A 22,406-nucleotide genomic window follows, 5' to 3' on the forward strand; every position below is an offset into this window, starting at 1 on the left:
GCATGGAACTCAGCCTCGCCGACGTCATGCCGTCCGTTGCGGCGGGGTTCGGTCTCGACGGCCCGAATCCGTTCGCGGTGCGGTCCGGCAGAGACGTGGTGGTCCTGCTCATCGACGGGCTCGGCAGCGAACTCCTCGCGCGATCCGCTGATGACGCGCCGACTCTCGCCGCGCACGTGTCGACCACGCTGCGTGCGGGGTTTCCGGCGACCACCGCGACCAGCCTGACGAGTCTCGCGGTCGGGGCCCCGTGCGCGGTGCACGGCGTGATCGGCTACTCGTTCGCAGTGCCCGCCGGCGCCGATGAGGATCTGCGCACCCTCAACGCGCTCCGCTGGACGTTCGACTCCGCGGCGGGCCCGGACGCACGCGCGGACGCCGAACCCGAATCGGTGCAGCCGATGGCCAGCGGCCTCGAACGTCTCGCGACGCACGACGTGGATATCCACTACGTCGTCCCCGGGTATCAAGCGGCGTCCGGGCTCACGCGCGCAGCCTTCCGCGCGACGGGGACAGTCCATCCGGCCGCCACCCTCGACGAGGTGCGTGACGGGATCCTCGACGTCGCTCGAATGCCCGGCCGCGGCAGGCGTTTCACATACGCCTACTATCCCGGACTCGACATGGCAGGCCACCTGCACGGCCCCGGCTCGACGCCGTGGCGGGAGCAGCTCCGCGCCGTCGACGCGACCGTGGCCGAACTGTTCGACGACCTGCCGTCGACATGCACACTGCTGGTCACCGGCGACCACGGGATGATCTCGGCGGGAACACTCATCGACCTCGACGCGGCCCCCGAACTGCAGTACGGGGTTCGGCTGATCGCGGGGGAGGCGCGCGTTCGTCACGTCTACCTCGAATCGGCCGCAGCGCGCGACGACGTCGTCGGCGCGTGGACGTCGACGCTAGGCGAGCACGCGCGCGTGGTGACCCGCGAGCAAGCGTTCGACGAGCGGTGGTTCGGTGCGGCGACGCCCGGACCGGCGATCGCGGCGCGGATCGGCGACGTCGTCGCCGTCGCCGAGGGAGACGCGGTCCTCGTCCGACCAGAGGCGGAGCCGCTCGAGTCGACGATGATCGGTCACCACGGGGCGTGGACCGCCGACGAACAGCTCGTCCCCCTGGTCGTGAATCCCTAAACCCCGCAACCCCTCAAGCGTGCGGGGTGAGTGCGACCCGTCAGGTCGCGACGAAACGTCCGAGTCGATCCTCCAGCGGGCTCTGAATGCTGGAGAGAACGAGACACACCACCCAGTAGTAGATGGCGGCGGTGACGTACAGCGCCAGGAATTCGAAGGTCGGCGCGGCCGCGATCTGGGCGACCCGCAACAGTTCGGTCACCAGGATCGTCGACGCCAACGATGTGTCTTTGACCAGGGAGATCAGCGTGTTCGAGAGGCCGGGGACGGCGATGCGCGCGGCCTGTGGCAAGACGATGCTCGCCATGACGGTGCGATAGTTCATGCCGATGGTGAGCGCGGCTTCGGTCTGCCCCTTCGGGACCGCCATGATCGCGCCGCGGATGATCTCGGCGGCATATCCGCCGACGTTCAACGAGAACGCCACGACGGCGGCCGGGAACGGCGGGACGGTGACCCCGAGTTCGGGCAGCGCGTAGAAGATGATGAACAGTTGAACCAGCAGCGGTGTGCCGCGGACGATCGATATGTACAGGCGCGCGACCCACGCCAGGGCCCGGTTGTCGGCGATCCGAGCGAGGGCGACGGCGATCGCGATGACCAGGCCGATTGCGAAGCTGATCGCGGCAAGCGGAATCGTCGTCGTGATGGTCGCTTTCGCCATCGGCCAGAGGTTGTCCTGCACCAGCTCCCACGTCGAGCGCGGCTGCGCGGTCTGCGCAGCCGAACCGCTGGCGTCGGCGCGAAGATACTTCTGGGAGATCCGTGTCAGTGTGCCGTCGGCACGCAGGTCGTCGAGCGCGCCGTCGATGTCGTCGACGAGCGGGTCGTCCTTGCGTAACGCGAACGCCTGCTCGCTCGTGGCTCCGGTGTTCCCCGCGATCTTGACCGACGTGTCGCCCGTCTCCGCGAGATAGGCGTACACGGCGATGCTGTCGTTGACCGTCGCGTCGACGCGGCCCTGTTTGAGCAGAGTGATCGCCTGGGGGAATCCTTCGACGGTCTCGACGCGCGCGCCGGCCTTTCGCGCGACGTCCGTCCAGTTCGCGGTCGCGGTCTGCGCTGAGGTCCGGCCCGCGAGCTCGGCGAGAGCAGTGATCGAATCGTCGTCGGCGCGGGTGACGATGACGCCTTCGCCGACCGCGTACGGCGTGGACATCGAGTACTCGGCTTCACGTTCAGGCGTGGTCGTCACCTGATTGGCGACCACGTCGAACCGGCCGGCGCCGAGCGCCGCGAAGATCGAATCCCATGGCGCCTCGACGAATTCGGCGCGCTTACCGAGCTTGTCGGCGACCGCGTTCGCGACGTCGACGTCGTATCCGACGAGCTGGCCGGTGGCTTGGTCGTGGTAGCTGAACGGGCTGTACGTGCCTTCGGTGCCGAACCGGATCACGTCGGAGTCCGATCCCGGTCCGGAATCGGTGGAGCATGCGGTCATCACCCCGAGGACGGCGAACAGCACGGCCAGAAGTGGCGCGATGGCGCGCACGCGAGACGTCATGGGTGCCAGTAAACGCGGTCCGAGTGCTGAGCTGGCGGATTTGGGCTGCCGGATCGGCTGGGCGTGCCGCGGCGGACGTCGCCTGCGTGGAAGACTGGAGGAATGCAACATCCTGTTCCCCGTCACCTCAAGGCTGCTACGGTCATCACTGTCTCCGACCGGTGCGCGGCCGGTGCCGCGGTGGACCGGTCCGGGCCGCTCGCCGCGGAGCAACTGGCGGATGCAGGGTGGCACGCCGACCAATTGCTGGTTCGCGACGAGGTGGCCGACATCGCGGGCGCGATACGGGCCGCGGTCGACGCGGGTTCGCGGCTTGTGGTGACCACGGGCGGCACCGGCATCGCTGCGCGGGACGTCACCCCGGAGGCCACCGGTCCGCTCCTCGACCGTGAGCTTCCCGGGATCGCCGACGCCGTCCGCACGGTCGGGGTCGCGCAACTCCCGCAGGCGATGCTCTCGCGTGGACTCGCCGGGACTCTGGGGTCGTCGCTGATCGTCAATCTGGCCGGGTCGACCGGCGCAGTGCGCGATGGGGTTCCGGTGATCTTGACGATCGCCGAACACGTCGTCTCCCAGCTGGACGGGGGCGACCACACATGATCGTGGTGTCGGAGTTGAGCGACGAACCGTTGGACGTCGCCGCGCACCTGGACGCGGTGGCGTCACCGAGCGTCGGCGCGACGGCGCTGTTCGTCGGAACGGTCCGCGACATCGATCCGGACGCGGCCGGCCGGGTCGTCCTCCTCGAGTACAGTGCGCATCCCGACGCTGCCGACATCCTCACGCGGATCGCCGCCTCGGTCGACACCCCGGAGGTCCGGGTCGCGGTGAGTCACCGTGTCGGCGACCTCGCGGTCGGTGGGGTGGCCATCGTGTGCGCGGTGTCGTCGGTGCATCGAACAGAAGCCTTCGACGTCAATCGGGAACTCGTCGAGCGAGTGAAAGCCGAACTCCCGGTGTGGAAGAAGCAGGTCGAATCTGACGGCACGTCGTCGTGGGTGGGGTTAGGAGGCCTGACATGAACGGGGGACTGGTCGACCGGTTCGGTCGAGTGCACCGCGATCTTCGGATCTCGTTGACCGACAAGTGCAACCTTCGATGCACGTACTGCATGCCTGCTGAGGGCGTCCCGTGGATAACGAAGCAGAACCTGCTGACGACCGACGAGATCGAACGGGTCGGGCGGGCGTTCGCCGGGCTCGGGATCACCGAGGTGCGGTTGACCGGCGGAGAGCCGCTGCTGCGTCCGGACGCGGTGGACGTGGTGCGCAGACTCGCCGCGATCGAGACCCAGAACGGGCGTCTGCGGGTGTCGATGACGACCAACGCCGTAGGCCTGCACGCGGTGATGGACGACCTCGTCGACGCCGGCCTGGAACGACTCAACATCAGCATCGACACACTCGATCGCGACCGTTTCCACGAGCTGACGCGCCGCGACCGGCTCGACGACGTGCTCGCGGGGATCGACGCGGCTCGGCGGTCGGGGCTGCGGCCGTTGAAGCTCAACACAGTCGCCATGCGCGGGGTCAACGACGACGAATTCGTCGACCTGCTGCGCTTCGCTCAGGCGCATGACGCGCAACTGCGATTCATCGAGCAGATGCCGTTGGACGCCGGACACATCTGGTCCCGCGCGACGATGGTCGACGGCCAGGAGACCCTCGAACACCTGTCGCAGGCGTTCACCCTGGAACCGATAGGCGACCGCGGTTCGGATCCCGCGGAGGTGTTCCGCGTCGACGGCGGACCGACGACGGTCGGCGTGATCGCGTCGGTGTCCGCGCCGTTCTGCGGGTCGTGCGACCGGGTCCGGATCACCGCGGACGGCCAGCTGCGCAACTGTCTGTTCGCCCGCGAGGAGTCGGACCTGCTCAACCTTCTGCGGTCGGGTGGCACCGACGCCGATATCGCGGCGATGATTCGCCGTTCCGTGGCAGGCAAACGTCAGGGCCACGGCATCGACGGGCCGAACTTCCTGCAGCCCGACCGGCCGATGTCCGCGATCGGCGGCTAGCCTCCGGCGAACGGCGGGAGGACGTCGACGGTGCAGTCTCCGGCGGCGACGGCGTCGTCGTCGAGACGGCTGCCGTCGACCATGAGTGAGCAGCGGCGCAGCACGGCGGCGAACTCGGGGCCGTGCTCATCGGCGAGCGCGGCACGGAGTGCACCGAGGGACATTCGTCCGTCGATGGTCTGCTCGCGACGTCCGGCGGCGTCAGCGGCCCCTGCGAAATAGCGGATCCTCATTCCGAGCGCTCCTCGACGAGACGGGTGACGACGGAGTGGGCGTCGTCGACCGACATGCCCTGGGCGACCGCGAGGCCGACCAGATAGGTCGTGATCGGTCCCGCGGGGCGGGCCACGCCGTGTGCGACGTCGCGCGTGAGGTCGAGGAGTTCACGCAGCGGAACGTCCACGTCGCCGAGCCCGAGCGCGGGTGCGAGGTCGGCGATCCAACGGTCGAGATTCGGCAGCGGTCGGTCGGTCATCGGTGACTGTCCTCTGTTCGGGGTGAATGGGCGGCCAGGTCGTCGAAGGCACGCAGTTCGTCACGAGTGTCGATATCGACGCTCGCCTCGACGGTGTCGTCGACTGTGCGCAGACGCAGACCGCCGACGAGTTGCCGCATCGAGGCTCCGACGACGTCGGGCAGTGCAGCGACCGCGTCGCGTAGGGCGGCGACCCGATAGCGCCCGGCCAGCCATTGGGTGCGCCCGTCGCGGTCGATGAGCACGACGCCGTCGTCGTCGCCGATGGCTTCCGCGTGCAGCGCTCCGACGATCCGGTCGGCGCGCGGCAGATCGCAGGCGAGCAGCCATGTCTCGTCGGTGTCGCCGAGCGCATCGAGCGCGGCGGCGATCGCCGCGACCGGACCGCCGAACGGCGGCGCCTCGCGGACCACGCGCACGCCGGGCCGGTGCACGCTCGACGGTCCGACGGCGACGATCGGGAATCCGTCGACCGCCGCGTACACGTGATCGACGAGCGGGCGCCCGCCGACTTTCACGGCGGCCTTGTCGACGCCGCCGAGCCGTGTGCCGCGGCCGCCGGCGAGGACGATCGCTGCGGTCGTCATCGCACCCAGTCTCCGCTCTTGCCGCCGGTCTTTCGAGTAAGACGGATCTGCTCGACGGTGACGGACTTGTCGAGGCCCTTCACCATGTCGACCACCGACAGTGCAGCGACCGACACCGCGGTGAGCGCCTCCATCTCGACGCCGGTCCGATCTGCGGTCCGGACCGTCGCTTCGATCGCCACACCGTCGTCGGTGATGTCGAGGTCGACGGCCGCGCCGTGCACGCCGATCACGTGTGCGAGCGGGAGGAGTTCGGGGGTGCGTTTGGCTGCGGCGATGCCCGCGATGCGGGCCACGGCGAGAACGTCGCCCTTCGGCGTGGAGCCGTCGCGGAGCGCGGCGACGATGTGCGGCCCGCAGCGGACGAAACCGGTCGCGGTGGCGCTGCGCACCGTCGGCGACTTCTCGGTGACGTCGACCATCCGGGCCGCGCCCGCGTTGTCGAGATGGGTGAACGGTTGATCCGAACTCATGAGAGCACCATGACTTCCACGAGGTCGCCTTCGTCGACGCGGTCGACGTCCGCCGGGACGACGGCGAGCGCGTGTGCGAGCGCGAGCGACGTCACCAAGTGCGAGCCGCTTCCACCCGCGGTCGCCGGGCGGACCGTGTCGGCGTCGATCACGGCGGGCAGGAACTGGGTGCGCCCGACGGGACAGCGCCATCCGGTGGCCGCGGCCCGGGTGACTCGTGGCCGCTCGATGTCACTGCGGCCAGCCATCGTGAGAAGCGCAGGCCGCACGAACATCTCGAACGAGACGGCGACGCCGACCGGATTCCCCGGCAGAGCGAAGACAAGACGCCCCGCGTCGTCGGTGCCGAAGCCCTGCGGTTTACCGGGCTGCATCGCGACCGGGCCGAACTCGATGGTGCCGGTGCCGTCGAGGACGGACTTCACGACGTCGAACGCTCCGACACTCGCACCGCCGGACAGGATCACCGCGTCGGCCTCCAGGTCGACGAGCAGCGCGATCAAAGCGGACTCATCGTCGGCCACGGTCGTCACCGTCACCACCTCGGCTCCAGCGGAGCGGACGGCGGCGGCGAGCAGCACCGAGTTCGACTCCGGGATCTGACCGCGCGTCGGCGTCCCCGCCGGGTCGATCAACTCGGAACCGGTCGACACGACGGCGACCCGAGGAGCACGGTGGACGGTGACCCGGGTGTGCCCGGCGGAGGCGATCGCCGACAACTGCCACGGCCCGAGGACGGTGCCCGCGGTGACGGCGACGGCGCCTGCGGGGGCGTCCTCGCCGACTCGACGGATGTGGGCGCCGGCCGTTGGCTCCCGAGTGACCGTGATCGTGGCGGGGGCATCGGCGGTGATCACCGTGCCCAGGTCGGTGTGCTCGAGAGGCACCACAGCGTCCGCATCCGACGGCGTGGGCGCCCCGGTCATGATCCGGGCGGCCTCGCCCGCTCCGATCGTCGGATCGAGTGCCGAACCCGCGGGAACGTCAGCGACGACCCGCAGAACAGCCCCCTCGGTCGCGTCGACGCCGCGCACCGCGTACCCGTCCATCGCCGAGTTGTCGAACAGCGGAACGGGCCAGCGGGAGACGACGTCCTCGGCGAGCACGCGTCCGACGGCCTCGGCGAGGGGGAGCCGGACGAGCGCGGTGCGCGTCGTCGCGGCGAGGATGCGGGCGCGGTGCTCGTCGACAGTGATCACTGAACTCATCGGCCTAACTGAACGTCGGGGTTCACGGAACTCATGGGGGTCATCGGTTGATTCTCGCCGACCACGCGGCATATCCGCCGACGAGTGTTCGGATGTCGGCGTTCTGGTGCGCGGCTGCCAGCGCGTGTGCGGCCGCGCGCGAACGCGGACCGACCTGGCAGTAGACGACGGTCACGTCGCCGACCGGGATGGACTCCGCGTCGGCGAGGACGTCGTCGAGCGGGACGTGCCGAGCGTCCGGCAGCGCCCCGGCCGCCACTTCGTCGCCGCCGCGAACGTCGAGAATCGTTGCCGTGGAGAGAGCTTCGGCGTCGTCGACGGACACCCGTCCGATCTGCGGGCCGGTGTCGGGTGGCGCGAGCGGGATCTCGTCGATCCGGGAGCCGAGAGCGTCGAGGACCAGCATCCGGCGCAGGAGGGGTTCGCCTGCACCGCAGATCAGCTTCACCGCTTCGGTGACGAGAATGCCGCCGAGCTGGCCGCACAGTGCGCCCAGCACACCGGCTTCGGCGCAGTTGGGGACTTCGCCCGCGGGCGGCGGGGCGGGGAAGACGTCGCGCAGTGTGGTCGGGGTGCCCGTCGGCGGAGCCGACCAGAACACGGTCGCCTGCGCGTCGAACCGCAGGACCGATCCCCAGACGAGCGGGACCCCTAGGTCGGCGCATGCATCGGCGACGGCGTAGCGGGTGTCGAAGCTGTCGCTGCCGTCGATGACGAGGTCATACGGGGCGAACAGGTCGGCGGCGTTCGCGGGGGTCAGGCGAAGGCGGTGCTCGATCACGTCGGTGTGCGGCGACAGTGCCCGGACGCGTTCGGCGGCCGCGGTCGACTTGGCGCGTCCGACGTCGGCGGAACCGAAGACCACCTGCCGCTGCAGGTTCGACGCGTCCACGACGTCGTCGTCGACGATCCCGATCGTGCCGACGCCCGCCGATGCCAGATAGAGCAGGACGGGGGAGCCGAGGCCTCCGGCGCCGATCACGCACACCTTGGCGTTGAAGAGTCGCCGCTGTCCGGCGTCGCCGATCTCCGGGAGCCGGATCTGGCGTGCCGCCCGCGCGCGCTCGTCGTCGGGGATCGACGGAGCGGGCTCCACCAGCGGAGGCAGGGGAGGCAGCGGGGAGGAGGGCATGTACTCAACATATCCCGCCCGTGCTGCGGTGTCGTCGGGTGCCGTGACACCGAGGCGTGGCAATTCCTGCCATCCAGGGGTACTCCGCATTCGCGGTGATAATCTTCCATTCGTGACGGAATTGCGGATTAGTCGGGCTGCGAGGCTCCTAGGGGTCAGTGACGACACCCTTCGCCGATGGATCGACGCGGGAAAGCTGTCCGCACATCGGGACTCGGCGGGACGTGCGGTCGTCGACGGCGGGGACCTCGCACGGTTCCTCTCCGACGACGCACGCGACCACGACGATCCCGTCGACCGGGGGTCGAGCGCCCGCAACCGCTTCGTCGGCATCGTGACCGGCGTGCGCAGCGATCCGGTGATGTCACAGGTCGAGATGCGGTGCGGTCCGCACCGGGTCGTCTCGTTGATGTCGACCGAGGCGGTCCGCGAACTCGGGCTCGACGTCGGGTCGCTCGCCACGGCCAGCGTCAAAGCCACCACGGTGATCGTGGAGACTCCGTCCGACACCGAGGTGAGATGAGCGGGACTGGCATGAGAAGCGGAACTGGCAGGACAAGACGGGGAGACGTGATCGGCGCCGGGCGGACCAGGACCGGCCGGCTGGTCGCCGCACTCCTGGCCGTGGCGGCACTCGTGCTCACCGCATGCGGAGGCTCGAACGACGACGATGCGCCGGGCGAGATCACGATCTTCGCGGCAGCCTCGTTGCAGGGCTCGTTCGACGACCTCGCGCACGCGTTCACCGATGCGAACTCCGATTACGACGTCGCGCCGATCGTCTACGACGGGTCGCAGTCGCTCGCCAGCCAGATCGTCGAAGGCGCCGACGTCGACGTCATCGCGTTCGCCAACGAGTCGAGCCTGGATCCCGTCACAGCGGCGGGTCTGAGCGGGCCGGGCGACGTCTTCGCGACGAACACCCTGCAGATCGCGGTCGCCCCGGGCAATCCGAAACACATCGCGAGTCTCGCGGATCTCGCGAACTCAGACGTCACGACGGTGCTGTGCGCCCCGGAAGTCCCGTGCGGATCCGCGTCGCAGAAACTCCTGACGGGCGCCGGGGTGAATGTCACGCCGGTCAGCGAGGAGACCAACGTGACGAGTGTGGTCACCCGGGTGTCGAACGGTGAAGCCGATGCCGGTCTGGTGTACGCGACCGACGTCGCCGCGTCCGGCGGCAAGCTGGAGGGTGTCACGCCGCCGAACGCCGACGACGCGACCAACCGATACCCGATCGTCGTTCCGAACGACGCGTCGTCGCCGGAGGCCGCACAGGCGTTCCGCGACTTCGTCCTATCGGCGGAAGGCCAGAAGATCTTGCGGCAGTACGGGTTCGGGCCTGCGTGAGGTTGCCGAGGTTCCTCTACGTCCCGGCGTTCGTCGGCTTCGCGCTTCTACTGCTGCCGATCGTCGGTCTGGTGTCCCGCGTCCGGTGGGACACGCTCGGCGAGGACCTGTTCTCCTCGGCGTCGATGACGGCTCTCGGGCTGTCGCTGTCGACGGCGGCGTGCGCGACAGCGGTGTGCGTCGTCGTCGGACTGCCGATGGCACTGCTGCTGGGACGTGCAGGTCGCCGGACGGCGGCGGTGCTGCGCACCCTCGTGCTCATCCCGCTGGTACTTCCGCCGATGGTCGGCGGTCTCGCGCTCCTGTCGCTGCTCGGGCGATCCGGGCTCATCGGCGAACGGATCTTCACGTGGAGCGGCTACAGCCTGCCGTACACGACGACCGCTGTCGTCATCGCTCAGGCATTCGTCGCGTTGCCGTTCTTCGTCATCACCGTCGAGGGCACTTTGCGGACGTCCGGCGTCTCGCACGAGCAGATCGCCTCGACGCTCGGCGCCGGACGGTGGCGCGTCCTGACTCGGGTGACCCTGCCGTTGGTGATGCCCGGCATCGTCGCCGGGACGGTCCTCGCGTTCGCGCGTGCGCTTGGCGAGTTCGGCGCGACGGCACTGTTCGCGGGCAACGCGCCAGGGGTGACCCGGACCATGCCGCTGGCGATCTACACCGCGTTCAACGGCGTCGGCGTGACCCAGGACTCCGCCGTGGCGTTGTCTCTCCTGCTCCTGGTGAGCGCAGCCGTCGTCGTGTGCGGGCTGCGATCCTGGCGTGAGGACGCCGTCCGATGACCGCGCGGGTCAGTGCCGACCTCACGGTGGAGCGCGCCGAGTTCGACGTGTCGGTGCGTTTCGACGTGGACGCGGGCGGCTGTGTGGCACTGCTCGGACCGAACGGCGCGGGCAAGTCGACGGTCCTGACGGCGCTCGCCGGGCTCACCCCGTTGACGTCGGGCGTGTTGACAGTCGACGGCGAGACGCTGGAGGCGGCGGGCTCGGTCCGTCGCCCGCCGGAGTCGCGGCGGATAGCGCTGCTCGATCAGCGCGCACGATTGTTCCCGCACCTGTCGATCGAGCGGAACATCGCGTTCGGGCCGCGTGCGAGGGGGATCGATCGCGGCCGCACCCAGACGATTGTGCGCCAGTGGCTCGACCGGATCGGACTCGTCGACCGGGCCACAGCGCGCCCGCACGAACTGTCCGGTGGGCAACAGCAGCGTGTCGCCATCGCACGCGCGTTCGCCTCGCAGCCGCGCGTTCTTCTGCTCGACGAACCGTTCGCCGCTCTCGACGCGGAGAGCGCGCCCATCGTCCGCGCCATCCTGTCCGACGAACTGACCGGCTCGGGGACCACCGCGGTCCTGGTCACGCACGAGATGTCCGATGCGTGGCAGTGGGCCGACACCTGCCTGGTGATGAACCGGGGGACCGTCGTCGAATCCGGGACGCCGTCCGACCTCGCGGTCCGTCCGCGACGTGCGTTCACCGCGGCACTCGCCGGATTCGACGTCGTCCGGGGTCGGTGGATCGGCGGGCGGCTCGACACCGGGGAGGCGCTGCTGAACGGGACGCCAGAGGACGGACTGTGCGACGGCGACCCGGCCGTCGGGATCGTCGCACCTCGGGACGTCGCCATCGAGGCGCTGACCGTGGACACCGGCATGTCCAGTGTGCTGACGTCGGTCTCGGTGCAGGCGGGCGTCGTCCGCGTGGAGACCGGGTCGGGCCTGCACGCCGAACTCTCGGTGGACGACGCACTGCGTGCCGGCGGCGGCTCGCTTCCGCGCGCGGGGGAGCGGTACACGCTGACGCCGACCGGAATGCGGGTGGTCGGCGCCGAGGCGGCGCGAGGGCTCACCGTCCCCCGTCCTCCACGCGAGCGTCCCCTACACGAGCCGACGAACGAGGCGTGCGTCACCCGGTAACTCGCCCTCTGGGACTCTGAAGGTCCTATCGTGGACGTGTGGGAAGAATTACGGCGCGCTGGCCGATCACCAAGGTCTCGGTAGCCGAGAGCTGTTCTGCGCGCGTCGACGTGCTCGCGGTGGAGGAGCCGCTGGAGATCAGAGTCGCCGGCGAGCCCTTGGTCGTCACCATGCGGACACCCGGGCATGACGTCGAACTCGCCGCGGGATTCCTCGTGTCGGAAGGGATCATCGCGCGCGGCGACCAGTTCCGCGCCGCGATCCACTGCGGCGGACCCGGCAGCGGAGGCGCCGAGAACACGTACAACGTCCTCGACGTGAGCCTGACCGCCGACGTGGGGCCGCTGGGGCGCGAACACGCGCGGTCGTTCTACGCGACCAGTTCGTGCGGTGTGTGCGGCAAGGCCAGCATCGACGCCGTGCACACGGTGTCCTCGTACACGCTGACCGATGACGAGACCGTTATGGACGCGGGCCGGATCGCCGAACTGCCCGACACGCTCCGCGCCGCACAGACGGTCTTCGACAAGACCGGCGGGCTGCACGCGGCGGGACTGTTCGACGCCGCCACCGGTGAACTGCTGGCGTTGCGCGAAGACGTCGGGCGACACAACGCCGTCGACAAGGTGATCGGATGGGCGCTGCTCAACGACCGACTCCCCTTACAGGGCACCGTGCTGCAAGTGTCCGGCCGCGCCAGTTTCGAACTCGTGCAGAAAGCCGTCATGGCCGGTGTCCCGATGCTGACCGCGGTGTCCGCGCCGTCGTCGCTCGCCGTCCAACTCGCCCGCGACTCCGGGCTGACGCTCGTCGGATTCCTCCGCGGGCAGACGATGAACGTCTACACGCATCCACAACGCATCGACAATCCGCTGAAGCAACGAGTGAAGGCTTGAGATGACCGACCTAGAGAACCCGTCAAGCACCGCAGGCCCGTCAAGCACTGCAGGCCCGTCTAGCACGAGCACTGGCGCGACGGCTCCGCCCGTCGGGCTCTCGCCCGCGTCCGGGTTCACCGGGCTGATGCCGGATGCGCCGCGACAGGGCGGGTTCGGTCCGTCGACGTCCAAGCCGTGGTCGTCGAAGCCGTACCACCACCCAGCGGCGGCGTGGGGTGCGGCGCGGTCGGTCGCGCAGACCCTGATCAGGGAGCGAGAAATCGTCAAGGGCTCGACGACGATGCTGACGATGAACCATCCGGTCCGCGGCTTCGACTGCCCGGGGTGCGCGTGGCCCGACGACAAGGGCGTCACCCTCGACATCTGCGAGAACGGCCTCAAACACGTGACGTGGGAGATGACACACAAGCGTGTCGACCGCGAGTTCTTCGCGGCCCACACGGTCACCGAACTCGCGGGCTGGAACGACTTCGACCTCGAAGACCAGGGCAGGCTCACCGAGCCGATGAGCTATGACGCGGCCACGGATCGGTACGTGCCGATCTCGTGGGACGACGCGTTCGCGATGGTCGGCGAGGAACTCCGCGCGCTCGACACCCCGAACGCGGCAGCGTTCTACACCTCGGGTCGGCTCTCCAACGAAGCGACGTTCCTCTACCAGCTGTGGGCTCGTGAGTTCGGCACCAACAACGTGCCCGACTGCTCCAACATGTGCCACGAAGCGTCCGGTCGAGCGCTCACCGCGTCGATAGCCACCGGTAAGGGCACTGTCTCGCTCGACGACTGGGACGCGTGCACCGCACTGTTCGTGCTCGGGGTGAACGCGGCGTCGAACGCGCCCCGCATGCTGACCTCGCTCGCGCACGCGGTGAAGCGCGGCGCGCAGGTCGTCCACATCAACCCGATGCCCGAACTCGCGGGAACTCGGACGATCGTCCCGCACGAGATCATGCAGATGGCCACGTTCCAGGCGACGGACACCAGCACCATGAACGTTCAGGTCCGTCCCGGCGGCGACCTCGCCCTCATCCGCGGCATGGCCAAAGCCGTGTTCGAAGCCGAGGACGCCGACCCGCGCGGCGGCGCCCTCGACCATGACTTCCTCGAACGCTTCACCCAGGGTGTCGACGAGTATCGCGCACTCGTCGACTCCGCGAGCTGGGCGGAGCTGTCCCGGCAGGCCGGTGTCAGCGAGACGCAGATCCGTGCGCTCGCGCAGATCTACCTCGACTCGCCGCGCAGCATCATCTCCTGGTGCCTGGGCGTCACCCAGCACGAGCACGGCGTCGACACCGTCCGCGAGTTCACCAACCTGCTCCTGCTGCGCGGCAACATCGGCCGCGAGGGCGCGGGCCCGTCACCGATCCGCGGGCACAGCAACGTCCAAGGCAACCGGACCTGCGGCATCGACCATCGACCGGGCGAAGACTTCCTCGCCGCGCTCGACGCGGAATGCGGAATCGTCTCGCCTCGCGAACCGGGACTCGACACTGTCAACACGATCGAGGGCATGAATGACGGGTCGGTGAAGGTGTTCGTCGCGCTCGGCGGGAATTTCGTCCTCGCCGCGCCGGACACCAAGTACACGGCGCAAGGTTTGCGCAACTGTGAACTGACCGTGCAGGTCAGCACCAAGCTGAATCGTAGCCACCTGGTGCACGGTCGCACGGCGCTCATCCTGCCGTGCCTGGGGCGCACCGAACGGGACGAACAGGCGAGTGGATTGCAGGGTGTGTCGTGCGAGGACGCGATGAGCAACGTGCAACTGTCGATGGGCAAGAAGAAGCCCGCGTCGAAGCATCTGCTGTCCGAACCCGCGATCCTCGGCGGCATGGCGCGGGCGACCCTTCCCGAGAGCACCACGCCGTGGGAGGACTACGTCGCCGATTACGACCGGATCCGGGACTCGATGTCCCGGGTGCTCCCGGGCTTCGGCGGGTTCAACCGACTCGTGCGGGAGCCGATGGGCTTCCGCATCCCGCAGGCCGCGCGTGAACGCATCTTCCACACGCCGAGCGGCCGAGCCGAGTTCTCGCAGGCTCCGGTCCCGAACGCTATCCCGGACGACGCCGACGTCCTCGTCCTGCAGACGATGCGGTCGCACGACCAGTGGAACACCACCATCTATTCGAGCAACGACCGATACCGAGGCATCAAGAACCTGCGGGAGCTCGTCTTCATGAACGCGGCCGACATGCGCGACCGCGGGCTGAGCGAAGGCTCGTTCGTCGACATCGTCGCAACGTCGAAGGACGGCAGCCGACGTTCGTTGACGCGATACCGGGCGATCACCTACGACCTCCCCGTCGGCGCGGCCGCCGGTTACATGCCGGAGATGAACGCGCTCATCGGTGCCGCCGACTACAGCACCCAGAGTGACCAGCCGTTGATGAAGAACGTCCTCGTCCGCATCGTCGCATCGTCCTGAGGTCATCTGCACCGACGATCATCTACACCGTAAGGCCATCTGCACGCCACCTGGTGTTGGGACGTCGGCAGCTCCGGCCAGTCGTCTCCGGGCATCCGACGTGATCGTCCCGCCCTTACGCACGGCGTAGCCGCAGGGGACATCGCGACGACCGGAGCGCTGATCTGGGCGCGCTCGGACAAGCCTGCCCAGATGCTCGTTGAGACGTCGGCAACCGAGTCGTTCGCCAAGGCGAAGACGTTCCGCGGGCCCCATCTGACCCCGGCGTCCGACGGCACCGGACGTCTGCGGGTGGCCGGTCTCGAATCCGGGCAACAGGTTCACTATCGGGTCACGCTCGTCGGCGATGACGGTGCCCGATCCGAGCCGATGACCGGTGTTCTCGTCACCGCGCCGATATCGGCGTCTGACATCACCTTCGCATGGTCGGGCGATGTCGTCGGTCAGGGATGGGGGATCAACCCGGATCTGGACGGCATGACGATCTTCGGGGCGATCGCCGATGCTCGACCCGACTTCTTCCTGCACTCGGGCGACGCGATCTACGCCGACGGACCGGTCGAGGAGACCAAGAAGCAGAACGACGGTGCGACCTACCGGAACATCACGACCGACGCCAAGAGCAGGCCTGCCCAAACTCTCGACGAATTCCGCGGCAACTACGCGTACAACCTCAGCGACAAGCATTACCGACGGTTCGCGTCGGCGGTAGCGCAGATCATCGCGTGGGACGACCACGAGGTGATCAACAACTGGTATCCCGGCGAGAACCTCACCGGTCAGAAGCGTGAGGGCTACACCGAGATGAGTGTCGACGTCCTAGCCGACCGAGCCCGACGGGCGTGGACCGAATGGCAGCCCGCCACGCTCGGTGACGGCGGCACGCTGTATCGGAAAGTCCCGTACGGCCCGCTCCTGGACGTGTTCGTCCTGGACATGCGGACCTACAAGGACGCCAATCCGGATGCCTGGAAGACCCGCGACGACGGCGGGGTCCTCGGCGCCGCGCAGACGCAGTGGCTCATCGACGGGCTGAAGCGCTCGACGGCCACCTGGAAGGTCGTCGCCAACGATCTGCCCCTCAGCATCGTCGTGCCCGACACGAACAGCGACCGGCCGGGCGCGCGCCCCTCGATGGAGGCCGTCGCGCAGGGCGATCCGGCGGCTCCCCGCGGTCGTGAGATCGCGTTCTCCCACATCCTGTCCGAGACCAAAGACGTGCCGGGCATCGTCTACCTGACCGCGGACGTCCACTACACGGCGGCCATCTCGTACGACCCGAACCGAGCCGGGTTCTCCGACTTCTCGCCGTTCTGGGAGTTCGTGTCCGGCCCGCTGCACGCCGGCGCGTTCCCGGAGAGCCCACTCGATGGCACGTTCGGCGCGAAGTACGAATTCGCCCACGCACCGGACGAGTCGGACGTCTCACCGGCCGAAGGGTTCCAGCACTTCGGCAAGGTCACGATCTCGTCCGCCACCGGAACGTTGACCGTCGACCTGTGTGACGCGGACGGAAAGTCGTTGTACCGCAAGGAGCTATCGCCTGACACGTGAACGCCGGCCCCGCTCTGCGGGAACCGGCGCACACGGTGATCGTGACGGGCGCTCAGGCGCCGTCGGGTTTGGTGATCGCTACCGTCTCGTCCCACTTCGACGTGGTCAGCGTGATATCGCCGTCTTTGGTGTTGATCGACAGTTCGACGAGGTTGTAGGGCGCGGCGGCCGCGATGTACGCGGTCGCCGGATGCTCGCCCTGGAGCGCTCCCGGGCCCTGCGTCGGGAAGATCGCTTCGAAGTCGGCGGAGTCGAGCGTTCCGGTGATCTTGACCGACTCCACGCCGTTGCGTTCTTCGGTTCCCGCCACCTTCGGGTTCTTGAACTTCGCGAGCACGTTCGCCAAGCCCTTGTCTTCGGACAGTACGACCGACGGGTCGTACGAGCGCTCGCCTGCCGGGGACGTCTCCCACTCGGATTTGCCTGCCTCTTTGATGTAGAGGGTGCCGCCGACGATGACGAATTCGGCTTCCTTGTACTCGTCGGTCAAGCGGAACTTGCCGTCGCCCTTGGCCGCGGGTTCGGGTGTGACGACGACATCGGCGTTCAAATCTTCCACCGGGAGGCCCTTGAACTCCGGGTCGACCGTCAGCGCCATGTGGACCGCCGAGGTCAGCCGGGTGGTCTTGGACGCCTGGTCGAGGAGTGCCGCGGCGTCGGTCAGGTCGACCTTCGGCGCGTCGCCCGAACGCGGGCCCTCGGATGTCGGAGGGGCGGAGTTCGTCGGTTCGTCGCTCTTGGTCTCGGACGAACAGCCTGTCAGTACCACGGCGCAGATGGCCATGGTCGCGACTGCCGGAGCAGCCCAACGCTTCACTCTGGACGAGGCCGGGGATGAGTCTGATTTCACAAATCGGTACAATACCTCACGGTCGACGAGGTCGGAATGAGTTCGACGCGTATCTCTATCGTTTGAATGAATACCGGTGACGGGGTCGCTTCCGCGTGCGAGAGTCGATCGCATCAGGCAGCTCACCGAGCGTGCCACAAAGAGGAGAGAGCAATGTCATCGGAAGGTGTTCAAACAGGTGAGACGAGTGATCTCCCCGATGATTCCCCCGGCCCGGATCTCGGGCGGAAATCTGCGCCCGACGGCGGTCCGCAACTCTCTGACGTGTGGGTCTACAACGGCAAGGCCTATGACTTGTCCGAGTGGATCTCCAAGCATCCGGGCGGCGAGTTCTTCATCGGCCGCACCAAGAACCGCGATATCACGTCGATCATCGGCTCTTATCACAAAGACCCCGAGAAGGTCGGTCGTCTGATCGAACGATTTTCCCTCGACCGTGAGGCGGTAATCGAAGACGTTCACCCTAAAGCGAATGCGCCGGCCTTTCTCTTCACCGAGGGATTCGACAGTTGGCGCGACACGCCGCACTACGATTTCAGCAAGCGCACCGATCTGCTGCACGCGGTGAAGAAGCGTCTCGCCGAACCCGAGCTCGCCGCCCGCATCAAACGCATGGACCGGATCTTCGACGCCGTCGCGGTCACCCTGTTCATCGCGTACTTCGCAGTGATGGGGCTGCGACTCTACGACACGTCCTGGATGCCGCTCGCCGCATTCGTCGTCGCGATGGTCGTGTTGCGCAGTGCGATGGCCGGCATCGGCCACTACGCGATTCATCGCGCGCAGAAGGGTGCGAACAAACTCGCGGTGAACGCGTTCGACATGAACTATGTCGCGCTGTCGTTCGTGACGGCCGACGGTCACGCGCTGCTGCACCATCCGCACACCCAGAGTCAGGTCGACATCAAGAAGAACGTCTTCACGTTCATGATGGATCTTCCGCGGCTGTACCGGATTCCGATCCACACCCTGCACAAGTTCGGGCACACGGTCACCGGTATGACGGTCCGCCTGCTGGAGATCTGCAAACTGACTCGGCAGGTCGGCATCGCCGACATGTACGGCTCGTGGCGCGGCGGCCTGCCGCATTTCGTCGGAGCGTTCGGCATGCGGATCCTGCTGCTCGGCGAACTCGTGGTCTTCATCATCGCCGGCGACGTGTTGGCGTGGGTACTGCAATTCGTGGCGACCCTGTGGATCTCGACGTTCCTCGTCGTCGCCAGCCACGATTTCGACGCGGACACCGACGAGATCGACGTTGACGCCGACGACTGGGCGGTCAACCAGGTGGAACAGGCCTACGACTTGAAGGTGATCGGCAACAGGTACGTCGACTGCTTCCTGTCGGCGGGTTTGAGTTCGCACCGCGTGCACCACGTCCTCCCGTTCCAACGCAGCGGCTTCTCGAACATCGTCACCGAGGACGTCCTGCGGGAAGAGGCCGCGCGGTTCGGAGTCGAGTGGCTTCCGGCGAAGAGCTTCGTCACCGATCGGTTCCCGAAACAGGTCAAGACCTATCTCGGCGCCCGTTCGCGGACCGCGGAGGAGAACGACTGGGGGTTCGTCCGAGAGCACTTCTCGTTGACCGCACTCAAGACCTGCGCTGACTACTCGGTGAAGGGATTCACGGGGATCGGGACGGTGTGAGGCGATCATTCGCCTGATCGATGAAATGTTCTCTCCGAGACCGCAAACGGACATGCTTATGAAGCAGACGTTCGTCAGCCAGAAAGGACCGTCATGACACTCTCCGTCGACTCGCAGAACCGGTCGAGTGCCGTACCTGTCGGGGGCTTCAGCGCGGCACCTCTCGGGGGCTTGATGGCCGACGAACGGCCGTCGCCCCCGACCACGGTCGCCGTGATCTCATCGCTCGCGACCGGAGCGCCGCACACCGTCTTCGACCAGCGAGACGCCGCCCGCCGCGCGGCGGAGATCGTCGACGATCCCGAACAGCGCGAACGGATCCACCGGGTGTACGAGAAGACTCGGATCACGAGCCGCCACCTGGCCGTCGATCCGACGACTCCCGAGTTCGGTGACTTCAGTAAGCGGTCGGGCACCGTCCGTGAGCGGATGAACATGTACTTCGAGCACGCAGTCCCGCTGGCCGTCGACGTCGCCTCTCGCGCGGTCGCCGACCTTGATGACCCGGCGGCCGACGTCGGGCTCGTCGTTTTCGTCAGCAGCACGGGGTTCATCGCTCCGGGCGTCGACGTCGCCGTCATCAAACGGTTGGGCCTCGCGCCGACGGTGAGCCGCGTCGTCATCAACTTCATGGGGTGCGCCGCAGCCGTCAACGGCCTGCGCACCGCGACGGACTACGTCCGGGCGCACCCCGACCGCGACGCGCTCGTGATCTGTCTGGAACTCAGCTCGGTCAACGCGGCCTTCGGCGACGACGTCGTCGACGTCATCACGCACAGTCTCTTCGGCGACGGTTGCGGCGCGATGGTCGTCGGCGCGAGCGAGGTCGGGCGCGAACTTCCGGCCGGCCACGTCGTGGTTCGGGACACGTTCAGCCACCTGTTCGCCGACACCGAGGACGGGATCGTGCTCGGCATCAACGACGACGGCATCACCTGCGAACTGGCGCAGACCCTGCCGGATTACATCTACCGCGGGGTCGGCCCGGCCATCGACGAGGCGATCGGACGTGCGGGCCTGGTGCGCGACGACATCGCGCTGTGGGCGATCCACCCCGGCGGGCCGGCGATCCTCGAGCAGTCGGCGCGGTCGCTCGGCATCGCCGAAGGCCGATCCCGCGCGAGCTGGGACGTGCTCGCCGAGTACGGCAACATGCTCAGCGTCGCGCTGGTCTTCGTGCTCGAGAAGCTCATCGCCGAGGCGTCCGGCGACGACCGATCGACGCCGTCGACCGGTGTGGCGTTCTCCTTTGCGCCTGGGGTGACGCTCGAAGGCATACTGTTCGACCTGGTCCGATAGTGAAGGTCCGTACGCCATGAAGCTTCTGCGATTCCTGATCTCGGTCTCCTGGACCGGTATCGCCGCCGCCGTGGTCATGGGCTTGATCGGGGGCGGCGCGAACGCCTATCTCGTCACCCAGATAAACGCTGCGGTCGCGCCGCCCGGCGCCGACACCGACCCGTCGTGGCAGCGGTTCGCGTTCACCGTCGCCGTCGTGATCGTGACCGGGCTCGCGTCCCAGATCCTGTTGATCCGGCTCGCGCAGGACGCGATCTACCGGCTACGCGCCAAACTGAGCGCAGGCGTCGTCTCCGCCCCGCTGGAACATCTCGAACGTCTCGGCACACACCGACTGCTCGCCACCCTCACCGAGGACGTCCGATCACTGTCGATGGCCGTCTCGGCGATCCCCAGCATGTGCGTGGATGTGGCGACCATCGTCGGCTGTCTGACCTATCTCGCAGTGTTGTCGACACCGCTGTTCGCGATCCAGGTCGGTGCGACACTCATCGCGATCGGCGTTGTCGAATCGTTCCTCAAGCACGTGCGCGGCATCTTCCGGTCGGCGCGCGAGAACGAGGACGACCTGCTCAACTCGTTCCACGCAGTGAGCGTCGGCATCAAGGAACTCAAAGGGCACCGTGCCCGACGACGCGACTTCATGGATCGTCGGCTCCTCGGGACCGCGAGTGAACTCCGCAGCAAGAACATCGAAGCAGGCGTCAAGTTCTCGTTCGGCCAGAACATCGGCCAGGTGCTGCAACTGGCCACCATGGCCGTGATCCTGTTCGGCGTCGCATTCTGGCTCGACCTCCCGCAAGAGACGATGGTCGGCTACGTGATCGTCACGACGTTCCTGGCGATGCCGATGCAGAACTTCATGAGCCGAATCCCGGATCTGCTGCGCGGCGACGTCGCACTCTCCAAGATCACCTCGCTCGAGTTCTCGATGGAGGCCCTGCACGACGAGGAGTCGCTCCCATATGTCGAGCGCCCGCTCGCCGCTCCCGCCGAACTCACGCTGTCCGGCGTCGCCTATACCTACCTCACCGAACAGGGCCAGACCGGCCCCCCGCCGCCCGGACATCGCGAGCCCGGACATCCGGAGCCGCCCGGACATCCGGAACTGGACGGCGACAGCGCGCGCCCGGACGTCAACTGGGCGGCGGGAGGGCGGTCCGAAGGGGTGCCCGACGGACGCCTGCCGCAACGCCCCGGACGTCGTGGACCCGCGGGACCGCCGCCGGGAAGGAAGGGACCGCCGCCGCCCGACGGACGCGGCCCGGGTGCGCCCGGGCCCGCTGGGCCGCCGCCGACCGGCTTCCATCTGGGGCCGATCGACGCGGTCTTCCGGCCGGGAGAGATCACGTTCATCGTCGGCGGCAACGGCAGCGGGAAGTCGACTCTCGCCAAGCTGATCGCCGGACTCTACATTCCCCAGCAGGGCACGATCACGTTGGACGGCGAACGCATCGACCACGAGAACGTCGAATGGTTCCGGCAGAACACGTCGGCGATCTTCACCGACTTCCACTTGTTCGACGAGTATTTGGGATTCGACCGGCCCGGACTCGATGACGAGGTCCAGCGGTATCTGGAGATGCTCGGAATCGCCGACAAGGTAACGGTCCGCGACGGACGACTGTCGACGGTCGCGTTGTCCCAGGGGCAGCGCAAACGGCTGGCCTTGGTCACCGCGATGCTCGAGGACCGTCCCATCTACCTGTTCGACGAGTGGGCCGCCGACCAGGAACCCCAGTTCCGGGACCGGTTCTATCGGGTGATCCTCGCCGATCTGGCCGCGCGCGGGAAAACGGTCATCGTCATCACGCACGACGACCGATACTTCGACGCCGCCGACACCCTGATCAAACTCGAGGTCGGTGTGCAGGAGCGCACAGCCGCCGCCGGATCCGCACGACGAGAAGGTTCCGAATGAGTTCA

General features: G+C 67.8%; 22 protein-coding genes. 14 read left to right on the plus strand and 8 right to left on the minus strand.

From position 1 onward, the window contains the following. Window positions 1–2: 2 nt before the first annotated feature. Window positions 3–1,139: an alkaline phosphatase family protein gene (locus L5G28_RS09420; protein WP_237001316.1), complete on the plus strand. Its 1,137-nt coding sequence runs from the start codon at window positions 3–5 to the stop codon at window positions 1,137–1,139. Between the two features lie 40 nt (window positions 1,140–1,179). Here L5G28_RS09420 and L5G28_RS09425 read toward each other — a convergent pair whose 3' ends face one another. Continuing rightward, window positions 1,180–2,643 (minus strand): ABC transporter permease subunit, encoded by a 1,464-nt coding sequence (locus tag L5G28_RS09425; RefSeq protein ID WP_237001317.1) that lies wholly within the window; start codon window positions 2,641–2,643, stop codon window positions 1,180–1,182. Window positions 2,644–2,745: 102 nt separating this feature from the next. On the opposite strand from L5G28_RS09425, the gene L5G28_RS09430 reads away from it, so the two are divergent. The 3 genes from L5G28_RS09430 to moaA are packed head-to-tail and all read left to right on the plus strand — an operon-like array spanning window position 2,746 to window position 4,660. After that, window positions 2,746–3,243, plus strand: a complete 498-nt coding sequence (locus L5G28_RS09430) for a MogA/MoaB family molybdenum cofactor biosynthesis protein (RefSeq protein ID WP_237001318.1) — start codon at window positions 2,746–2,748, stop codon at window positions 3,241–3,243. Beyond that, on the plus strand, window positions 3,240–3,665 hold the full coding sequence (locus tag L5G28_RS09435) for a molybdenum cofactor biosynthesis protein MoaE (protein WP_237001319.1): 426 nt from the start codon (window positions 3,240–3,242) through the stop codon (window positions 3,663–3,665). The genes L5G28_RS09430 and L5G28_RS09435 overlap by 4 nt, the downstream gene beginning before the upstream one ends. Next, a complete protein-coding gene (gene moaA / locus L5G28_RS09440; protein ID WP_237001320.1) occupies window positions 3,662–4,660 on the plus strand; it encodes a GTP 3',8-cyclase MoaA in 999 nt (332 codons plus the stop codon). Before L5G28_RS09435 ends, moaA begins: the two co-directional genes overlap by 4 nt. On the opposite strand, the gene L5G28_RS09445 is transcribed toward moaA, so the two are convergent. The 6 genes from L5G28_RS09445 to L5G28_RS09470 are packed head-to-tail and all read right to left on the minus strand — an operon-like array spanning window position 4,657 to window position 8,535. After that, window positions 4,657–4,893, minus strand: coding sequence for a MoaD/ThiS family protein (locus L5G28_RS09445; protein ID WP_237001321.1), 237 nt, complete (start codon window positions 4,891–4,893; stop codon window positions 4,657–4,659). The genes moaA and L5G28_RS09445 overlap by 4 nt on opposite strands. Next, window positions 4,890–5,135: a DUF6457 domain-containing protein gene (locus tag L5G28_RS09450; RefSeq protein WP_237001322.1), complete on the minus strand. Its 246-nt coding sequence runs from the start codon at window positions 5,133–5,135 to the stop codon at window positions 4,890–4,892. Before L5G28_RS09450 ends, L5G28_RS09445 begins: the two co-directional genes overlap by 4 nt. Next, window positions 5,132–5,722, minus strand: coding sequence for a molybdenum cofactor guanylyltransferase (gene mobA / locus L5G28_RS09455; protein ID WP_237001323.1), 591 nt, complete (start codon window positions 5,720–5,722; stop codon window positions 5,132–5,134). The genes L5G28_RS09450 and mobA overlap by 4 nt, the downstream gene beginning before the upstream one ends. Beyond that, complete coding sequence (gene moaC, locus L5G28_RS09460) at window positions 5,719–6,195, minus strand: cyclic pyranopterin monophosphate synthase MoaC (RefSeq protein ID WP_237001324.1); 477 nt, start codon at window positions 6,193–6,195, stop codon at window positions 5,719–5,721. Before moaC ends, mobA begins: the two co-directional genes overlap by 4 nt. After that, complete coding sequence (locus tag L5G28_RS09465) at window positions 6,192–7,403, minus strand: molybdopterin molybdotransferase MoeA (protein WP_237001325.1); 1,212 nt, start codon at window positions 7,401–7,403, stop codon at window positions 6,192–6,194. The genes moaC and L5G28_RS09465 overlap by 4 nt, the downstream gene beginning before the upstream one ends. Before the next feature lie 40 nt (window positions 7,404–7,443). Then, entirely contained in the window at window positions 7,444–8,535 is a 1,092-nt protein-coding gene (locus tag L5G28_RS09470) for a ThiF family adenylyltransferase (protein WP_237001326.1), read from the minus strand. A 112-nt stretch (window positions 8,536–8,647) separates the two neighbouring features. Between L5G28_RS09470 and L5G28_RS09475 the strand changes: the two genes are divergently transcribed. From L5G28_RS09475 to L5G28_RS09505, 7 genes are all read left to right on the plus strand, one after another. Then, window positions 8,648–9,058, plus strand: a complete 411-nt coding sequence (locus L5G28_RS09475) for a TOBE domain-containing protein (RefSeq protein WP_237001327.1) — start codon at window positions 8,648–8,650, stop codon at window positions 9,056–9,058. A 47-nt stretch (window positions 9,059–9,105) separates the two neighbouring features. Further along, window positions 9,106–9,885: a molybdate ABC transporter substrate-binding protein gene (gene modA, locus L5G28_RS09480; protein ID WP_237001328.1), complete on the plus strand. Its 780-nt coding sequence runs from the start codon at window positions 9,106–9,108 to the stop codon at window positions 9,883–9,885. Then, the gene (modB, locus tag L5G28_RS09485) at window positions 9,882–10,670 is read left to right on the plus strand and encodes a molybdate ABC transporter permease subunit (RefSeq protein WP_236996918.1); all 789 of its coding nucleotides are present in this window, start codon (window positions 9,882–9,884) and stop codon (window positions 10,668–10,670) included. The genes modA and modB overlap by 4 nt, the downstream gene beginning before the upstream one ends. After that, window positions 10,667–11,803: a sulfate/molybdate ABC transporter ATP-binding protein gene (locus L5G28_RS09490; protein ID WP_237001329.1), complete on the plus strand. Its 1,137-nt coding sequence runs from the start codon at window positions 10,667–10,669 to the stop codon at window positions 11,801–11,803. Before modB ends, L5G28_RS09490 begins: the two co-directional genes overlap by 4 nt. Window positions 11,804–11,841: 38 nt before the next feature. Further along, window positions 11,842–12,699, plus strand: a complete 858-nt coding sequence (fdhD, locus tag L5G28_RS09495; protein WP_237001330.1) for a formate dehydrogenase accessory sulfurtransferase FdhD — start codon at window positions 11,842–11,844, stop codon at window positions 12,697–12,699. Window positions 12,700–12,826: 127 nt separating this feature from the next. Continuing rightward, complete coding sequence (locus tag L5G28_RS09500; RefSeq protein ID WP_237001553.1) at window positions 12,827–15,130, plus strand: FdhF/YdeP family oxidoreductase; 2,304 nt, start codon at window positions 12,827–12,829, stop codon at window positions 15,128–15,130. Window positions 15,131–15,169: 39 nt separating this feature from the next. Beyond that, window positions 15,170–16,684, plus strand: a complete 1,515-nt coding sequence (locus L5G28_RS09505; protein WP_237001554.1) for an alkaline phosphatase D family protein — start codon at window positions 15,170–15,172, stop codon at window positions 16,682–16,684. A 52-nt stretch (window positions 16,685–16,736) separates the two neighbouring features. On the opposite strand, the gene L5G28_RS09510 is transcribed toward L5G28_RS09505, so the two are convergent. Next, a complete protein-coding gene (locus L5G28_RS09510; protein WP_237001331.1) occupies window positions 16,737–17,468 on the minus strand; it encodes an LppX_LprAFG lipoprotein in 732 nt (243 codons plus the stop codon). Between the two features lie 219 nt (window positions 17,469–17,687). Here L5G28_RS09510 and L5G28_RS09515 point away from each other — a divergent pair, with 219 nt between their 5' ends. From L5G28_RS09515 to L5G28_RS09525, 3 genes are all read left to right on the plus strand, one after another. Further along, the gene (locus L5G28_RS09515) at window positions 17,688–19,181 is read left to right on the plus strand and encodes a fatty acid desaturase (RefSeq protein WP_237001332.1); all 1,494 of its coding nucleotides are present in this window, start codon (window positions 17,688–17,690) and stop codon (window positions 19,179–19,181) included. A 174-nt stretch (window positions 19,182–19,355) separates the two neighbouring features. After that, window positions 19,356–20,480 carry a type III polyketide synthase gene (locus tag L5G28_RS09520; RefSeq protein ID WP_237001555.1) on the plus strand — a complete coding sequence of 375 codons (1,125 nt, stop codon included), beginning with the start codon at window positions 19,356–19,358 and terminating at the stop codon, window positions 20,478–20,480. A gap of 16 nt (window positions 20,481–20,496) precedes the next feature. Further along, window positions 20,497–22,401, plus strand: coding sequence for an ATP-binding cassette domain-containing protein (locus tag L5G28_RS09525; RefSeq protein ID WP_237001333.1), 1,905 nt, complete (start codon window positions 20,497–20,499; stop codon window positions 22,399–22,401). Window positions 22,402–22,406 lie beyond the last annotated feature (5 nt).

This window comes from Gordonia liuliyuniae (assembly GCF_021739025.1).
Lineage (GTDB): Bacteria > Actinomycetota > Actinomycetes > Mycobacteriales > Mycobacteriaceae > Gordonia > Gordonia liuliyuniae.

What these genes read in the sequence shown, in the direction of transcription:
- L5G28_RS09420 (WP_237001316.1), top strand. Translation starts at nt 3, where the DNA reads ATGGAACTCAGCCTCGCCGACGTCATGCCGTCCGTTGCGGCGGGGTTC.
- L5G28_RS09425 (WP_237001317.1), bottom strand. Translation starts at nt 2,643, where the DNA reads ATGACGTCTCGCGTGCGCGCCATCGCGCCACTTCTGGCCGTGCTGTTC.
- L5G28_RS09430 (WP_237001318.1), top strand. Translation starts at nt 2,746, where the DNA reads ATGCAACATCCTGTTCCCCGTCACCTCAAGGCTGCTACGGTCATCACT.
- L5G28_RS09435 (WP_237001319.1), top strand. Translation starts at nt 3,240, where the DNA reads ATGATCGTGGTGTCGGAGTTGAGCGACGAACCGTTGGACGTCGCCGCG.
- moaA (WP_237001320.1), top strand. Translation starts at nt 3,662, where the DNA reads ATGAACGGGGGACTGGTCGACCGGTTCGGTCGAGTGCACCGCGATCTT.
- L5G28_RS09445 (WP_237001321.1), bottom strand. Translation starts at nt 4,893, where the DNA reads ATGAGGATCCGCTATTTCGCAGGGGCCGCTGACGCCGCCGGACGTCGC.
- L5G28_RS09450 (WP_237001322.1), bottom strand. Translation starts at nt 5,135, where the DNA reads ATGACCGACCGACCGCTGCCGAATCTCGACCGTTGGATCGCCGACCTC.
- mobA (WP_237001323.1), bottom strand. Translation starts at nt 5,722, where the DNA reads ATGACGACCGCAGCGATCGTCCTCGCCGGCGGCCGCGGCACACGGCTC.
- moaC (WP_237001324.1), bottom strand. Translation starts at nt 6,195, where the DNA reads ATGAGTTCGGATCAACCGTTCACCCATCTCGACAACGCGGGCGCGGCC.
- L5G28_RS09465 (WP_237001325.1), bottom strand. Translation starts at nt 7,403, where the DNA reads ATGAGTTCAGTGATCACTGTCGACGAGCACCGCGCCCGCATCCTCGCC.
- L5G28_RS09470 (WP_237001326.1), bottom strand. Translation starts at nt 8,535, where the DNA reads ATGCCCTCCTCCCCGCTGCCTCCCCTGCCTCCGCTGGTGGAGCCCGCT.
- L5G28_RS09490 (WP_237001329.1), top strand. Translation starts at nt 10,667, where the DNA reads ATGACCGCGCGGGTCAGTGCCGACCTCACGGTGGAGCGCGCCGAGTTC.
- L5G28_RS09500 (WP_237001553.1), top strand. Translation starts at nt 12,827, where the DNA reads ATGCCGGATGCGCCGCGACAGGGCGGGTTCGGTCCGTCGACGTCCAAG.
- L5G28_RS09510 (WP_237001331.1), bottom strand. Translation starts at nt 17,468, where the DNA reads ATGGCCATCTGCGCCGTGGTACTGACAGGCTGTTCGTCCGAGACCAAG.
- L5G28_RS09515 (WP_237001332.1), top strand. Translation starts at nt 17,688, where the DNA reads ATGTCATCGGAAGGTGTTCAAACAGGTGAGACGAGTGATCTCCCCGAT.
- L5G28_RS09520 (WP_237001555.1), top strand. Translation starts at nt 19,356, where the DNA reads ATGGCCGACGAACGGCCGTCGCCCCCGACCACGGTCGCCGTGATCTCA.
- L5G28_RS09525 (WP_237001333.1), top strand. Translation starts at nt 20,497, where the DNA reads ATGAAGCTTCTGCGATTCCTGATCTCGGTCTCCTGGACCGGTATCGCC.